The 17,212-nt window shown below is 34.1% G+C and carries 12 protein-coding genes; 2 read left to right on the top strand and 10 right to left on the bottom strand.

Going from position 1 to position 17,212, the window contains the following annotated elements; translation table 11 throughout:
• Positions 1 to 25: 25 nt before the first annotated feature.
• The 8 genes from bshA to C1H87_RS22740 form a co-directional block, all read right to left on the bottom strand.
• Complete coding sequence (gene bshA, locus C1H87_RS22775; RefSeq protein ID WP_102758028.1) at positions 26 to 1,162, bottom strand: N-acetyl-alpha-D-glucosaminyl L-malate synthase BshA; 1,137 nt, start codon at positions 1,160 to 1,162, stop codon at positions 26 to 28.
• Between the two features lie 130 nt (positions 1,163 to 1,292).
• On the bottom strand, positions 1,293 to 4,211 hold the full coding sequence (locus C1H87_RS22770) for a glycoside hydrolase family 3 N-terminal domain-containing protein (RefSeq protein WP_102758027.1): 2,919 nt from the start codon (positions 4,209 to 4,211) through the stop codon (positions 1,293 to 1,295).
• Between the two features lie 246 nt (positions 4,212 to 4,457).
• Positions 4,458 to 5,687, bottom strand: a complete 1,230-nt coding sequence (gene serB / locus C1H87_RS22765; RefSeq protein ID WP_102758026.1) for a phosphoserine phosphatase SerB — start codon at positions 5,685 to 5,687, stop codon at positions 4,458 to 4,460.
• Positions 5,688 to 6,098: 411 nt separating this feature from the next.
• On the bottom strand, positions 6,099 to 6,584 hold the full coding sequence (locus tag C1H87_RS22760) for an ABC transporter ATPase (RefSeq protein WP_102758375.1): 486 nt from the start codon (positions 6,582 to 6,584) through the stop codon (positions 6,099 to 6,101).
• A 413-nt stretch (positions 6,585 to 6,997) separates the two neighbouring features.
• Positions 6,998 to 7,789 (bottom strand): (Fe-S)-binding protein, encoded by a 792-nt coding sequence (locus C1H87_RS22755; protein WP_102758025.1) that lies wholly within the window; start codon positions 7,787 to 7,789, stop codon positions 6,998 to 7,000.
• Positions 7,790 to 7,835: 46 nt separating this feature from the next.
• Positions 7,836 to 9,152: a 4Fe-4S dicluster domain-containing protein gene (locus tag C1H87_RS22750; protein WP_102758024.1), complete on the bottom strand. Its 1,317-nt coding sequence runs from the start codon at positions 9,150 to 9,152 to the stop codon at positions 7,836 to 7,838.
• A gap of 5 nt (positions 9,153 to 9,157) precedes the next feature.
• Positions 9,158 to 10,090 carry an MlaD family protein gene (locus C1H87_RS22745; RefSeq protein ID WP_102758023.1) on the bottom strand — a complete coding sequence of 311 codons (933 nt, stop codon included), beginning with the start codon at positions 10,088 to 10,090 and terminating at the stop codon, positions 9,158 to 9,160.
• 49 nt (positions 10,091 to 10,139) lie between these two features.
• Positions 10,140 to 11,243: an N-acetylmuramoyl-L-alanine amidase family protein gene (locus tag C1H87_RS22740; protein WP_102758022.1), complete on the bottom strand. Its 1,104-nt coding sequence runs from the start codon at positions 11,241 to 11,243 to the stop codon at positions 10,140 to 10,142.
• Positions 11,244 to 11,408: 165 nt separating this feature from the next.
• Here C1H87_RS22740 and C1H87_RS22735 point away from each other — a divergent pair, with 165 nt between their 5' ends.
• Positions 11,409 to 14,210, top strand: a complete 2,802-nt coding sequence (locus C1H87_RS22735; protein WP_102758021.1) for a putative LPS assembly protein LptD — start codon at positions 11,409 to 11,411, stop codon at positions 14,208 to 14,210.
• A 26-nt stretch (positions 14,211 to 14,236) separates the two neighbouring features.
• On the top strand, positions 14,237 to 14,617 hold the full coding sequence (locus C1H87_RS22730) for a RidA family protein (RefSeq protein ID WP_102758020.1): 381 nt from the start codon (positions 14,237 to 14,239) through the stop codon (positions 14,615 to 14,617).
• Positions 14,618 to 14,654: 37 nt separating this feature from the next.
• Here the strand turns inward: C1H87_RS22730 and C1H87_RS22725 are convergent, their stop codons facing one another.
• Positions 14,655 to 16,031, bottom strand: coding sequence for a response regulator (locus C1H87_RS22725; protein ID WP_158655339.1), 1,377 nt, complete (start codon positions 16,029 to 16,031; stop codon positions 14,655 to 14,657).
• A gap of 256 nt (positions 16,032 to 16,287) precedes the next feature.
• Positions 16,288 to 17,148, bottom strand: a complete 861-nt coding sequence (locus C1H87_RS22720) for an N-acetylglucosamine kinase (protein ID WP_102758018.1) — start codon at positions 17,146 to 17,148, stop codon at positions 16,288 to 16,290.
• Between the last annotated feature and the right edge of the window lie 64 nt (positions 17,149 to 17,212).

Genomic DNA, 17,212 nt, shown 5'->3' with positions numbered 1-17,212 from the left:
AGAAAAGAGATTAAACAGAATACCTTTATAACACCAGGCACTTAGCCAAAGTATCTTCATAAATAGTTTCATACTGCGGTACTATAGCATGCAAATCGAACTTTAATGATTCTTTTCTGGCGTTGTCCTTAAATGTCTGTAAACGTTTTTTATCGCTTAAAATATGAAGTGCATTTTTGGTCATATCCTTCACATCACCAACATTGCTCAAAAATCCGGATATGCCGTGCGCATTTACTTCAGGAATACCTCCAGTATTGCTTGATATAACCGGTACACCAAACGACATAGCTTCCAGAGCAGCTAATCCGAAACTTTCTGTTTTAGAAGGTAGTAAAAACAAATCGCTAAAGCACAATATTTTATCTATCTCGTTACTTTTTCCGAAGAAAATAACTTTATCGAGAATGCCCAATTCCTGGCAGCGGTATTCTAACCTTTCACGTTCTGGACCTTCTCCTACCAGCATAAGTTTAGCTGGCATTTCTTTTTGAATATTATTAAATACATCTATAACATCCTGTGCACGCTTTACCGGACGTAAATTACTAATATGGGTAACGATTCTTTCGCTGTCATTGGCCATCATTTCACGCTGACAATCTGTGAAGTCATGATTGTATTTATCCAGATCGATAAAGTTTGGCACTACATGAATATCATTTTTAATATCGAACAATCTTAACGTATCGTCTTTTAGACTTTGCGATACCGCTGTTACTGCGTCAGATTTATTAATACTAAATGTTACTGCCGGTTTATAAAATGGATGACTTCCTACAAGGGTTATATCTGTACCGTGTAACGTTGTAACTATGGGGACATAAATACCTTCTTCCTGTAACATTTTCTTTGCCATATAAGCGGCATAAGCATGTGGAATAGCGTAATGCACATGTAGAATATCTATTTTGTGGAGCTTTACCATATCTACCAATTTACTAGATAAAGCCAGCTCGTATGGCTGATAGTGAAACAATGGATACTCTGGAACATTTACTTCATGATAGTGTACATTGTTACTTAACAACTCCAATCGCACGGGTTGATTATAGGTAATAAAATGGACTTCATGTCCGCGTTTAGAGAGTTCTAAACCAAGTTCTGTGGCTACAACACCACTACCTCCAAATGTTGGATAACAAACAATTCCTATTTTCATTAAAATTTTATTTTTTTATTCCATAAGTCATACTATATACCCACTTACCAGATAGGCTATTGAAGTGAAAATGGAAATCTAATTTTTATTAATCTTATAGTATACCAGCTAGGCTTAGATATCTTCTGGTTTACTCAATTATAGCTTCGTAAATTAAGCGCTGTATTTCGGTTCTAATATTCTCCCTTAACAACAGGTTTTTCCCTGCTTTTGGGTAGGTTCTATTAGCTAAAAACACATAAACTATTTCTTCTTCAGGGTCTGCCCAGGCATAGGTTCCCGTAAAACCTGAATGACCAAAGCTTGTCATAGATAAACAACCACAAGTAGGTCCTTCATCTCCCAATTGAGGCTTATCGAAGCCAACACCTCTTCTATTACCCCTCTTACAATAATAACAGGTATTAAACTTATCGATAGTTTCTGGTTTTAAATAGCGTTTACCTCCATAATATCCTTTTTGCAAATACATTTGCAAAATTTTCGCTACGTCGTTGGCATTACTAAAAACACCTGCATGTCCACCAACTCCATTCTGCATGGCTGCTCCCATATCATGTACATAACCATGTATTTTTTGATGTCTATAATAATCATCAACCTCTGTAGGAACTATTTTTTTATTGCTTACAGTATAATAAGGATTATACAACGTATTATTAGCGCCTAACGATTGATAAAAATGATCTTGCACCAATTCGTCAAGCGTTTTGTCGTAATGGCTTTCAATAAATTTCTTCAAAATATAATAAGGAAAGTCACTATACCTATATCTTAATCTATCCAACAGTTCAGATTCCTTAATAATACTGTTTATAGAGTCCTTATAATCAGATCGTAAAAACAAATTTTTGGTGACTTCTATATTATACTTTTTAGTTCGTTTTCCTCTATAATATTTTTTACTTGGCCGTTTTGTAACAGAATCTAAAGTATGGTAATAAAACGGTTCCCAAGGTCTTAATCTGGCATAATGAGACAGCATACTTTTTATAGTGATGTCTTCTTTATTAGAGTCTTTATATTCGGGCAATAGCTTTGAAAGTTTGGTGTTTAATGATACGATACCTTTTTCTTCCAGCTCCATAAGTAATGGCAGGGTTGCCAATATTTTTGTTAACGAGGCAACATCGTAAATATCATCGAATTTCACTTCATTCTTTCCTTGGTAGGTGTGTTTTCCGAAGTTTTTATTGTAAACAATATGACCTTTTCTTGCTACTAACAATTGAATTCCTGGCGTCATTTTTCCTTTTACTGCTACTCGTGCTACTGAATCTATTTTTTTAAGTCTTTCGGAACTCATCCCAACACGTTCTGGAAGTGCATATCCCAATCTTTTAATGTCATTGATATTGAAACCATCGCCCTCTTTAAAAAACGTCCCAACCGATACTGGCAAATGGCCTTTGGCAGGAATGGCACCAAAAATAAGTTGTGCCGATTTTTGCTGTGCAATATCACTGTTCTGATAGCTAACTACGATACTTTCTATGTTTTCAATACTCTTTATATCTGAAAGTGTATAAGGCTTTACAAAAACATCTAAAATAACATGATGCGACCGGGCAATTTTTTGTAACCAAGCTAGCTCTTTTTTTGTGAATTTATACTTTTCCCAGGGGCTACCATTCGAGCGGTGCAACCCTATTACTATTGTATTATATACTTGAAGCCTTTTAGATAAATCATCTAAATCTTTACCTTCAATACGATGTACTTTTGCATATTTTCTTAATTCATTAAAAAACGTAGACCCCATATCGTCACCCATTTTTACATAAGCAATGGTTTTAGTTTCTAATTGTTTTAATGGCAAAAGATTGTCTTGGTTTTTTACAACGGTAATCGCATTTTCCATGAGTTCTTCATACAAAACATCGTCTTCAAGCCGGTTTAAATCCTTTTCTAAATTATACAACCCAATAGGTTCGTAATTGTTTAATCCAACCTTGTACTTAGCTTGTAATATTTTTTTAACCGAATGTTCTAATCGAAACTCAGTAATCTCGCCTTTATTATAGGCTTCAATAATTTTGGAAACACCTATGCTTACATTTTCCGACATTAACATAACATCATTCCCTGCTTTAAAAGCAGCCAAGTCAATATCTCCTGTTTCGCTAAAATTTGCAGCACCTTTCATAGTAAGAGCATCTGTAAATATTAACCCTTCAAAACCTAATGATTTTTTTAAAATATTGGTTACTATGTTTTTAGACAATGACGACGGATAGCCCTCACGGGACTCTAAGCTTGGTACATTTAAATGCGCTACCATAACACTGGATAAGCCTTCATTTATAAGTTTTTTATAAGGATATAATTCTATAGAATCGATACGCTTTTCATTAAAACTTATGGTTGGTAATGTTTTATGTGAATCTTGATCGGTATCTCCATGACCTGGAAAATGCTTGGCATTGGCCAAAACACCAGCGTCCTGCATTCCTCTCATAAATGCGAGTGCTTTTTCGGTTACATTATCTCTATCCTCTCCAAATGATCGATTACCAATTATAGGGTTATTGGGATTGGTATTAATATCTACCACTGGGGCAAAATTAAAATGTACGCCCAAACGCTTACAATGCTCCCCTATTTTTCGACCTGTTTGTTCAACGAGATCGTTATCTCTTATAGCTCCCAGTGTCATATTCCATGGAAAGGCATAAGTATCATCTAAGCGCATACTCAGTCCCCATTCGGCATCCATTCCTATTAATAAAGGTATTTTAGATAAGGACTGTAATTCGTTGTTTAATTTTGCTTGTTTAACCGGATCTCCATTTGAATATATAATACCTCCAATATGATAATCTTTAATTAACTTAACTGTTTTACCAGTTGCAGCCGCATCTTGATTAGACATAACTTGCACCATGTACAACTGCCCCACTTTTTCGGCTAAAGTCATTGATGCATAAGTACTATCCACCCACTTCTTTTGCGCACTCGCATCATGTGTTATTAGTGGATTTCCGGCAATTTGACCAAATATTGAAAGATTTGTAAAGAAAGATATTACGATAAAATGTATACGGCTCATAAAAAAGATTAATTAAAAGCATTAGCAGTAATTACTTATACACTAATAATGATGCCAAATTAATACTTTTAAAGAGAAGATAAAAAGACTTTAGCAAGGATTTATAAAGAAATGACAAACTACCCTTGTGAAAAACGATAACCTTCATTTTTACAAGTAAAATGCATCTATAATTTCTTAAAATGATGCGATGTTATTAACTATACGCTTAAAGTATATTCTGTTTTAAAAACCAGTCTTTTTCAACTATTCCAGCAAGTCTATATGTCTGTCATGGTATCCCAATAAATACAATACACCATCTAAACCAATACTTGATATAGAGTTTTGTGCATTATCTTTTACTGTCGGTTTTGCATGAAAAGCAATTCCCAATCCAGCTAAATTTAGCATAGGTAAGTCGTTTGCGCCATCACCAACTGCTATTGTTTGACTAATGTCTATTCCTTCGTTTTTCGCTATTTCCTTAAGGTACTCCGCTTTTTTCTCGCCATCGACTATATCTCCAACATAGCCCCCTGTTAAAACACCATCTTTAATTTCTAATTGATTGGCATACACATAATCCATACCCAACTCTTCTTTTAAATAGTGACCGAAGTATGTAAATCCTCCTGATAAAATGGCTGTTTTAAATCCGTATTTTTTTAGGGTATCTATAAGTCTTTTTGCGCCTTTGGTAATTGGCAAGTTTACAGCGACTTCTTGAAGCACTTCTTCGCTTAAGCCTTTTAAAAGATTCATGCGCCTTTTAAAACTTTCCTTAAAGTCGATCTCTCCTTGCATTGCCGATTCTGTAATGGCTCTTACTTCTTCACCAACACCTGCTAATTCAGCTAATTCGTCAATAACTTCGGTTTGTATTAGTGTAGAGTCCATATCGAAACAAACCAAGCGTCTGTTTCTTCTGTAAATGTTATCTTCTTGAAAAGCTATATCTACATCCAATTCACTCGAAATCTGCATGAATTTTTCTGTAAACTCTGCTTTGTTTTCTATTTTTCCTCTTATAGATAGCTGGATACAGGCTCTTGGGTATTCTTCTTCTTTTACAAGAGATAAACGCCCCGTGAGTCTTTTTATAGAATCTATATTTAAATTCTTTTCTGAAATTATTTTGGTAACCTCAGATATTTGCTCGGCTGCAAGCTTTTCTCCCAAAATGGTTACAATATATCTGTCTTTACCTTGTAGTGTTACCCAATTTTCATAATGCTCGTGAGTAATTGGCGTAAACTTGGCTTGGATACCCAACTCGTAAGCCTTAAAAAGTAAATCTTTTAATACGGCTGCTGATTTTTTTCCGGATTGAATTTTAAACAATATACCCAACGACAATGTATCGTGAATGTTTGCTTGTCCAATATCCAATACTTTAGCGCCATATTCTGCTAAAACGCTTGTTAATCCAGATGTTAATCCAGGTCTATCTTGTCCCGAAATATTTAATAAGACAATATCGTTATCGTCAGCCATAATTCTATTTTTTACTCTTTATAAGCGTAAAAATCATTATTCTATTTGATATATAAAAGTTTTTAGGAGTTTAATAACTTGCTATTTATAATTATTTAATTATCGTTATTATTATGGGCGGATTGGTAAAAAAATCTAAATAGAATGTGCCACTAATGCACGAATATTTATGTACTAAAAGAGACTTAAAACAAATATGAGCGAGTTCGTAGCGAAAAAGAACATGAACATAATTGGGAACCTAAATGGATTAGCCACTAATTCACGAATGTTTATGTGTAAAAAGAGACTTTAAAGAGAATTATTAGTGAATTCGTGGCAAAAAAGAACACGAGCATAGTAGATTACCACCAGCACACAAATAATGCTTTAGCAAAGTATTGTTATTATATAGAATGTCTATTGCGCGGACTATTTAACAAACCTGTTATGCCAGCTTTCGCTAGCTGGGACTTCCCAGTTTTCCTTAAATTCTGCAATATTGGTTACCAAGTTATTGAATACAATGGTGTTTTTTGAAATGGCTTTATCTTTCGCCATCTTTTTAAAGTCTACAAGAGGCTTGTATGCTATGAATTCGCCTTGTTTATAGGATACGTTCATTTTGTCCAATAAATCAACGTTATAATCTTTTTCCAATTGTTGAATAAAACTTACCGAGGCATCGATCGAACAGCCAGAAGCCATATTCAAGTTTTGATTTAAAGCTATAACTATAAACCGCTTATATTTAACTAAATGCCCTGCTTGTAAATCGCTTCCATGAGCAGTCCAACTATCAATAAATGTATCTAGTTTTGATTGAATTTCTTCTATCTCTTGTTCTGTAAAAGAGCGGTTGGCTTGATATATCCAAACTCGCGATTCTTCTGGTAATATATTGAAGTCTACTAACATTTTAATAAATTGAATAAAAGTGGATTCCTGTATTTGCAGGAATAAAAAACTATAACCCCAGTTCTTTAGTATTAGTTTCGCAATATTCTTATTGACAACATTCCATTTACTAACACTATTTACATAGGTTATTTTGATGGTACAAAAATACGGATTTACATCCAATTTTTATGTTGAGATTCCACCTTATATAATAAGTAATCAACAATGTCTTTTTCTCCCCGAATGCATACTTTCTGTTTTTTAAACCCAGTTTTAAAATAATAAACCGAATTACAAAAAACGCTATCTAAACAACAATAAGTATGGTGGCAATTTTATCGAATTATGAACCTTGAATACCTTCCTAGAATGGAATTTATAAACGTATCATATAAAAATAAGACCTCTCTTAAAGGCTAAAGATTTTTTTGCTACAAATCCTGAGCATTAGCTATTAATTCGGCAATATCCATAACGGCTACATCGCCTTCTTTTTCTTTAGCTTTTACGCCATCGGTCATCATGGTATTACAAAACGGACAACCTGCAGCAATAATTTCCGGTTTAACATCTAAGGCTTGTTCTGTACGTTCTACATTAACATCTTTATCGCCCTTTTCTGGTTCTTTAAACATTTGCGCCCCTCCTGCTCCACAGCATAGTCCATTGCGTTTGCAGTTTTTCATCTCGACCAACTCGGCTTCCAACTTCTGAATTAAATCTCTGGGAGCTTCATAAACATTGTTTGCTCGTCCTAAATAGCATGGGTCGTGAAACGTAATACGTTTTCCTTTAAATTGTCCACCTTCTATAGTTAAGCGACCTTCATCCAACAATGTTTTTAAAAACTGTGTATGGTGCATCACCTCGTAAGTACCACCCAATTCCGGATATTCATTCTTTATGGTATTAAAACAATGTGGGCAAGCAGTTACTATCTTTTTAACCTCGTAAGCATTTAATACTTCTATATTAGTTACCGCCTGCATTTGAAATAAAAATTCATTTCCTGATCGTTTTGCAGGGTCACCAGTACAACTTTCTTCAGTTCCCAATACTGCGAATTCTACATTGGCTTTATTTAATAGCTTAACAAAAGCTTTTGTTATTTTTTTTGCTCTATCATCAAAACTACCGGCACAACCAACCCAAAATAATACTTCCGGTTGCTTACCTTGAGCCATAAATTCTGCCATAGTTGGCACTTTTAGCGATTCGCTCATGCTTTATTTTGATTTTTTATATTTATAAACTATTTATAGGGTAAAACTATTCGTCTTTCCAGTTTAATCTATCCATTTGATTATATGGCCATGGAGCTCCATTGTTTTCGATATTCGTCATCATGTTATTTAATTCTACTGGAGCTGCAGACTGTTCCATAACTAAATAACGACGCATGTCTAAAATGATTGAAAGGGGATCTATACTTACTGGACAGGCTTCTGTACATGCGTTACACGACGTACATGCCCAAAGTTCCTCTTTTGTAATATAATCATCTAACAGTTGTTTACCGTCTTCTTTAAACGCTCCCTTATTAGCATCTATATTTTTTCCAACTTCCTCTAAACGATCACGAGTATCCATCATGATTTTACGAGGTGATAATTTTTTACCGGTTTGATTGGCCGGACATTCGCTAGTACAACGCCCACACTCCGTACAGGTATATGCGTTTAATAATTGAAGCCAGTTTAAATCCTGTACATCGCTTGCTCCAAATTTAGCAGGCATCTCCTCGCCTTCAGTACCAGTGTCTTCTGCCGGTGCTGCAAATGGATCAACGTTAGGATCCATCATCATTTTAACTTCGTTTGTTACAGCTTCTAAATTATCTAACTGTCCTTTAGGCTTTACCTTTCCGTAATACGTATTCGGAAATGCCAATAGTATATGTAAATGCTTAGAATAATAGAGGTAATTTAGGAATATTAATATACCAACAATGTGTACCCACCATGCGCCTCGTTCTATGATATGTAACGTGCCTTCAGATAGTCCGCTAAACCATGTCGCTATAACTTGACTAATCACATTACCAGAGTTCATGGCTTGAAAATGAACATCTGTAGCATTCATAATTAAAAACAGAGTCATTAAAACCATTTCGAAATACAAAATGTAATTCGCATCGTTCTTGGGCCAGCTGGTCATTTCAGATTTCCAAAAACGTTTCATTTTTATAATGTTACGTCTTATCCAAAACAGAATAACCGATACAAAAACCAAAACAGCTAATATTTCAAAAGCACCAATTAAAATGCCATACAAACTCCCTATTGAAGCGAATATACGGTGCGTTCCCAATAAACCATCTATAATGATTTCTAAAACCTCTATGTTAATAATGATAAAACCAATATATACAATAGCATGTAACACACCAGCAACAGGACGGCGCACCATTTTGCTTTGCCCTAAGGCAATCATCGCCATGTTTTTCCAACGCTGTGATTTATTATCACTTACGTCGACATTGCGACCCAACTTAATATTTCGGGCAAGTTTTTTTACATTTTTTACAAAAAAACCAATACCGGCTATTAATATTACAGCAAAAAGAACATTAGGTATATATTGCATAAGGTTTATTTAGTTTCCTCTTCTTTATATGGAATTTCCTTTTTCGATAAAATTCTAAAGTAACGCTTTGGGTGCAATTTTATATCTTTTAATAAGGCTTCCATCTCTCTTGTGGCGCCTTCCAGATTATTATATAAAGTATCGTCTTTAAGAAGTTTTCCTATAGAGCCATCTCCTTTTTTAACATCTGCTAATACACTATTTAAATCATTAAGTGTTTTGTTTAACTTTTCTACAGTTGTACCAACATTAGCATTTTTTAACTGGGTAGTTATTGCTGCTAAATCATCGGCTGCCACATTAAACTTCTCGAAAATACCTTCTATATTCTTATCGTTTTTAGTAAGTACACTATTTACTCTGTCTGAAGTTGCTTTAAAGGATCTTAAAGTTTGGTTCAACTCTTTAATAGTATTTTTTAGTCCTGCCTCTGTTTTATCTGTAACGAATGTATTTAAGTTTGTAAACAGCGTGTCTGTTGCTCTTAGTGTAGAGTTTAATTCGTTGCTAATTCCCGAAAAGTTTTTTGAAAGCGAGGATACCAACCCTACTTCTACTTCCGATTTTAAAACGTCTCCCGGCTTTGCTATTTCACCATCTTCTGCCAATCTAATAGCTAGGGCATTCCCTCCCATTAAACTGGTTTCATACAATCTTACAACGCTGTTTTTTGAAAACGTAAGTTCTTCGTTTACAAAAAATGCTACTTTGGTTTTTCCTGTTTTAAAATCGTAAGTGATCTCTTGAACTTTCCCTACGGGGTTACCTTTAACGGTTACTACTGATGATTGAGTTAGGGCGTTATAATCAAACTCGGTATAATAAACATTAGTAGATTCGAACAGATTCTGACCTTTTAAATAATTGAATCCAAAAATAAAAAGGATGACTCCTAATATTACTAATATGCCTGTTTTAACTTCTTTTGATATTTTCAAACTAAAATGTTTTAGAAAACAAATTTAAAATAAATTTAAAAGAAACCGTTTAATTCGCAGTTGTTTTTAAAGCATCAATCAATGCTATCTTTTTTCCGTCTTTAAAAGCCACAACAAAACTCGAGGTATAGCCCTTTTCCCTAACTTCCTTTTCCAACGTTTTAGTTTCTTCGTAACTTCCAACGTTTCCATAAAAATATTTGTACAAATTATTCTCTTTTAAACGAGATATATTTTGTAATCCGTTAAAGTTGTAGGGTTCTGTTTCAAGTTCTTTCGAGCTGGCGGCTATTTGAAGTTTAAAAATAATCTGTTCTGTATTTGGCTCTAGAGGTTTTGGAACATCATCATTTGTAGCCGAAAAATCATTTACGTTTTTATCTAAACTCTTTTTATACTCTAAAATAGCATTAACTATAGATCTGGATATTTGTTGTTGCCCATTTTTCGAGTTTAAATAAGCGCCTTCTTTTTTATATGATAAAAACCCTGTTTCGACCAAAACACTCGGCATTACGGTTTGGTGTAAAACAATAAACCCAGCTTGCTTAACCCCTCTGTTTTTACGTTTTAATGAGTTTGTAAACTTATTTTGTATTAAACTCGCCAACATGATACTTTGGTCTAAATACTCCTCTTGACTTAACAAGATACTCATAACCGATTCTGGCGAATTAGGATCGAAACCGGCATAGTTTTTCTCGTAATCACTTTCAAGAAAGATTACTGAGTTTTCCTTTTTTGCTACTTCGAAATTTGTTTCGTTTCGGTGTGTTCCCAATACAAATGTTTCTGTTCCATGAGCTTGCGAATGATGGGAATTACAATGTACCGATACAAATAAATCGGCATTTGCCTTATTGGCTATTTGTCCCCTAACAAACAGGTCTACAAACACATCCTTTTTTCGTGTATAAACAACCTTTATATCGGGATTCTTTTCTAATTGCTTACCTACTTCTAAAACTATTTTTAGAGCGATATCCTTTTCTTTGTAACCATTACCCAGATTACCCGGATCGTGTCCGCCATGCCCTGCATCTAATACAACAACAAATTTATCTGTTCTTAACCCTTCATCTTTTTTTATAAATGAAGAAAGTGTTAATACTATTATAAAGGATACGAAAAGTGATACTCTATGCGTTTTCATGTGGTAAATAAATTAATTTTTAATCGAAATACTTCTCTTCTGGTATATTTATTGCTAGTACCTAAAGATGTTTTATTAAGAATTTTATCGACTAAAAAACCCGGTTAATTTTAATTTTAAATTTTTGATTAATATTAAATCAATCACAGAAAAATATATGTAATTTTGGCATTTCAAAAACCGAGCCATACTTTTACAAAAATACATTTAAAAGCGTTGCATACAAACAACTTTAAAATACTTTTTGCATTAAGTTTTACAGTGTTTATTAACACGTTAAGCTTTGCTCAAGATATCCCCAAAAAAGGCAAAACCATTAACAGAAGCGTTAATGACACAGTGGTTACCACTGTAGTAGACAGCCTCCCTATTCCAGAGATAAATGAAAAAACCCAAGATTCTACGTTAACAGATTCTGTTCCTCCCAAAAAAGAACTTTTAGAACATATTGTTACGTATCATGCAGAAGATTACACAAAATTCAATCAGAAAAAACAAAAGCTATACTTATATAATCAAGCTAAAATAGATTACGGGGATATGAATATTACCGCTGGTAGTATTACTATTGATTATACAAAAAATACGGTTTACGCGAAAGGTATAACAGACTCTATTGAAGGGTATACTCAAAAACCCGTTTTTAAGCAAGGTACTAATGTGGTAGAGCCAGATTCGATTATTTTTAATACCGAAACAAAAAAAGCACTTATTTTTAACTCAAAAACAGAACAAGGCGAAGGTACTGTAGTTGCGCAAATCACTAAAAAAGAAAATGATTCTGTTTACTTTTTAAAGAATGCTAAATATACTACTGCCGAAAACCTTGATGATCCTGAGTATTATATTAAACTAAGAAAAGCAAAAATTGTTCCTGGCAAAAAAATAGTTACTGGTCTGGCAAATTTGTTTATATACGATGTACCTACGCCTATTGGGGTACCCTTTGCTTTTTTTCCGCAAAGTGACAAGCAAACTTCCGGGCTAATCATACCTTCTTTTGGTGAACAAAACGACCGTGGGTTCTTTTTACAAAATGGAGGGTACTATTTTGCTATTAGTGACTATATTGATTTAGCCGCCATCGGTGATTATTATACCAATGGTAGTTATGGTGTACGTTTGGAGAGTACCTACTCCAGACGTTATAAATTTAGAGGAAATTTTGGTTTTAGGTACGAAAATATTATTAACAGCGAACGTGGTTTTCCAGATTACTCCAGAAGAACCATATATAACTTACGCTGGTCTCATAGCCAAGACGCAAAGGCAAATCCAAATTCGCGTTTTTCTGCTTCCGTTAACTTAGGGAGTAGTAATTACTATCAAAGTTCGGTTAATCAAGTTAATTCGGGTGCTTTTTTAAATAATACCTTGTCCTCGTCTATATCATATTCAAAAACGTTTCAAGGAGAGCCTCAAGTAAACTTTAGCCTTACAGGAACCCATTCGCAAAATACCAGAACAGAAACTATAAGTATGACGCTTCCTACACTTCAAGCGAGTGTTGGTAGAATCTTTCCATTTGCTCCTAAAACGGGTTCTAAAAAAGGAATTATTCAAAACATAAACTTCCAGTATAATGTAAGAGGTGAAAATAAATACATAACTACAGACTCTCTTTTCTTTAAAAAAGAAATGTTTGAAGAGGGAAAAACAGGTTTTAACCATGGTATACCATTGAGTACAAACTTTAAGCTTTTTAAGCATTTTAGTCTCAGTGCTTCTACAAGCTATAAGGAAGTGTGGACATTAAAAACCATTAGAAAGTCTTACGATGTTAAAAATCGTACTGTATCCACAAGAACCGTTAATGGGTTCGATTCTTATAGAACTTATAATTTTGGCACAAACCTCGGTACTACGGTTTATGGTATGTTTAATTTTGAAAAAGAAGGCAAAGACGTCAAAATAAAAGCCATAAGGCATGTTATGAGACCTTCTATAAGCTACAACATAAATCCTGCATTCGATGATTATTATACAACTGCTGAAACTGTGAATGCGGATGGTTTAACACAAGCAGAAGTGGATGAAATTGTGGGTAATGCTCGTTTAAGTGATATAGAATATACACGTTTTGCAGAGGTTCCTATTGGAGGTCCTCCAAATAAAAACTTTTCAAGCTCTATGGGGATTAGTTTATCCAATAATTTTGAAGCAAAAGTACGTGATAAAGACAGTACTGCTACAGAGCCAAAGAAAGTTATTTTATTGAACAATTTGAATTTTCAAACGGCATACAACTTTGCTGGCGATTCGTTACAATGGAGCCCTGTTAGGATATCTGGAGGCACACAGCTATTCGATAATAAAATGAGCATTAATTTTGGTGCAACCTTAGATCCTTATGCATTAGACAACAACAATGTTAAAGTGAAAGAATTTAATATTAGCAACGGAGGTAGTCTTTTTAGATTAACAAGTGCTAACATAAATGCTAGTTGGTCCTTATCTAGTAAAGGCAGGAAAGAAAAGGATAAAAACATTGACGAAAATGTGCGTAGTGGTGGGCGTGCAGATGATTTATTTGGTGTTTCCCAAGATTTTGCCAATCAGCAAATTAATGGTAATGAAAATAAAGATAAAGACAAGGATGAAGAATCAAGTGAATTTTACAATTATAAAATACCTTGGAATTTACGCTTGGCTTATGCCGTAAACTATTCTAATAAGAGGCGGGAGAACGAAATTTCGTCACATTCTCTTATGTTCTCTGGAGATATTGAACTATCGCCTAAATGGTCTATAGGAGCCTCTTCTGGTTTCGACATAAAAAATGCCGGTTTTACATATACCCAATTACGTTTTGAACGTGACTTATTAAGCTGGCGTATGAATTTTAGTTGGATCCCTTTTAGTGAAAGAACGTCCTGGAATTTCTTTATTGGTATTAGATCGAGTATCTTAAAAGATTTAAAATACGAAAAACGAAGACAACCAGATATTAACCTACGTTCGAGGTAGTACGAAGCAATCAATCAAAATATACAATGAAAAAAATAATTACAACCTCTAACGCTCCTGCTCCAATCGGCCCTTACAATCAAGCCGTATTAAGCGGAAACACCTTATACACTTCTGGTCAAATAGCTTTTAACCCAGAAACTGGGGATCTTGTTTTAGATGATATAAAAACAGAAACCGCACAGGTTATGCAAAACCTTAAAGCGGTTTTAGAAGCTGCAGAAATGACCTTCGAACAGGTTATAAAAACATCTATTTTTATTAGCAACATGGATGATTTTGCTCAAATAAACGAAGTTTACGGCAGCTATTTTAACGACGACACAGCCCCAGCCAGAGAAACGGTACAAGTTGCCAGACTACCTAAGGATGTTAATGTTGAAATTAGTATGATAGCTATTAAGTAATCATACTTTTTGTATTATTATATTAGCCGAATCAGGCTTATACGGAAGATGTGCCCTTCTTGGAGTATTTAATCAATAACTCTTTTAGTCTTTCTGTTTCTATGGGTTTGGCTAAAAACTCGTCAATTCCAGCTTTTTTGGCGTTCGCAATATCTTCATCGAAAGCACTCGCAGAAACGGCTATTATTGGCGTATTATTATTAGCATACTTATCGGTTTCCTGAATGGCCTTGGTAGCCATATAACCATCCATATCGGGCATATAAATATCCATAAATACCATATCGAAATCCAAAATTTTGTATAATTCTACGGCTTCGATACCATTCTTAACAAAAGTACAATCGGCTCCCTGACGTTCAAGTAAAAACTTAATAACCTTTTGGTTCATCCTATTATCCTCGGCTACCAAAACACTAAACTTATCCAGAAGTATCGGCTTTGGTTCTCTTTCTTCGGCTTTAATGTTTAATGTCTTTTTAAGCTGTAAGCTAAAATAGAATGTTGATCCTTCGTTTTCTTTACTTTCTAACTTTAACTCACCTCCCATTAGTTTTACGAGTTGGTATGAAACGGAAAGCCCTATGCCCCCGCCCCTATAATCTCTCATAATGAATGAACTATATGCGCTTGAAGCATTATCGAAAACCCGTCTAACTTGCTCTTGTCGCATACCAATTCCAGTATCCTTGATGTAAAACGTGACTATTTGATCCTCGTCTATACCAACAGTTTGATCTACTATAATGGATATTTTTCCAGAGTTTGTAAACTTTATGGCATTATTAATTAAGTTTATTAATACTTGCTGAATCCTGGCCGAATCGCCTAAAACAGAAAACTTATCTTTTCCTTCGTTTAAGAACTTAAAATCGAAATCTAAACCTTTTTCCCAAGCTTGGTATTCAAAAACCTTAAAAAGGTGCGACAAATCGGATTTTAAATCCATGGCCAGTAAATTTAAATTAAGGCTACCTGTCTCTACATCGGCATTGTCGGTAACCATATTTACCAATTGTAAAAGGTGTTTTGAAGAATACTCGGCAATTTCTACCTGAGCCTTTTGGTCATTGTCTAGTGTTGTCTGTTTTAGCATTTTAAGCATCCCTAAAACGGTGCTAAGCGGTGTACGCACCTCGTAGCTCATATTGGCTAAATAAATCGATTTATGTTCTACTATTTTATTTGATTCTTCTAGACTTTCTTTTAGCTCATTTATGCGCACGTTTAAGTTTGCTTGTTTGGTGTCGTTTTTTAATTGATTTTTAAAAAAATACTGTAATACAAAAACTTGTATAGTGGCCAGAATAAATAAAAACAAGGCTATAATTTCCAGCTTTATTTTCTTTTCAAGAAAGAAGTAACTCCCCAATAGAATTGTTCCAATGGAAATAAAAATAAAGATGGATAACATCCTTCTTTTTTTTATAGGTTTAGTTAGCTGAGAGAAAAAACGCATTTATTTATATCTTTTAACAAACTTATTTAAAATTTTACAATTCCTTTATTTTTATTTTCCTAAATCCAAAGTAATGCTTCATACCTATAGATTAATTACGGTATTTTAAAGTTTTTAGACTATATGGTATATATAAAAACAAAACCTTTGAGGCTAATAGCCTCAAAGGTTTTGTTTAAGTTATTTTTAACTTGTCTTTTTGGGTAACTTCCTATAAGTTTTTAGTATGGTAAGATACGAGGCCTTCAATAGGTCGTCTTTCAAAATTACCAACTTTAAAGCCCATTTCTTCTGCTACCTCTTTTATTTCATCTTGCGAGAAGTATGCAATAGAGCCTGCAAAGTGTACCGGAGCTGTTTTTAACTCTTCTTTATATTGCATGATCATATTGGTTGCGAATAATCGAATCCCCTTCTTTATAAGATTTATCGTGTATTCTGAATCTTTATGCAAAAACATAAACTCTGCAAAATTCGCTAAGTAGGCATTGGGGTTAGGTTGTTTATATAGATTATACTTTATGTAATCGGATTCCATGTTAAACTTACTTCCAAATGCTATTTTAACATCTTCTGGCATATGGTTATAATAATAGTCTCTTATTAACTGACGCCCGTAGTAATTACCAGAGGCATCATCCATAATGGAATACCCTAAAGAAACGACACGTTGCTCTACTTCTTTACCGTTATAATAACTGCAATTAGATCCAGTTCCTAAAATACATACAACTGCTGCTTCATCATCACTATTAATTGTAGAATAAACCGCAGCCATAGTATCTTCATTTACTTCTACTTCTGCATTAACAAAGAAGTTTTCTAAAACGCCTTTTAAAAGCGCAACAGGTTTTTCTGTACCACAACCTGCGCCATAAAAGAAAATGTGGGTTACTTTTTTCTTGTGTTCCTTTAATAAACTATTAGCTTTAATTATTTTTTTAATCTTCTTTTCTGGTAAGATAGCCGGGTTAAGACCTTTGGTACGTATCTTTTCCAGTAATTGATTTCCGTTATTATCTACAGCAATCCAATCTGATTTTGTAGAACCACTATCAACAATTAAAATCATAAGTTTTTAAATAAAAAAAGTCCACAGAATTACTTCTTTTTATTAAAAAAGTAACTCTGCGGAC

It is taken from the genome of Flavivirga eckloniae (assembly GCF_002886045.1).
GTDB classification, from domain to species: domain Bacteria; phylum Bacteroidota; class Bacteroidia; order Flavobacteriales; family Flavobacteriaceae; genus Flavivirga; species Flavivirga eckloniae.
This window is presented reverse-complemented; position numbering and strand designations above follow the sequence as displayed.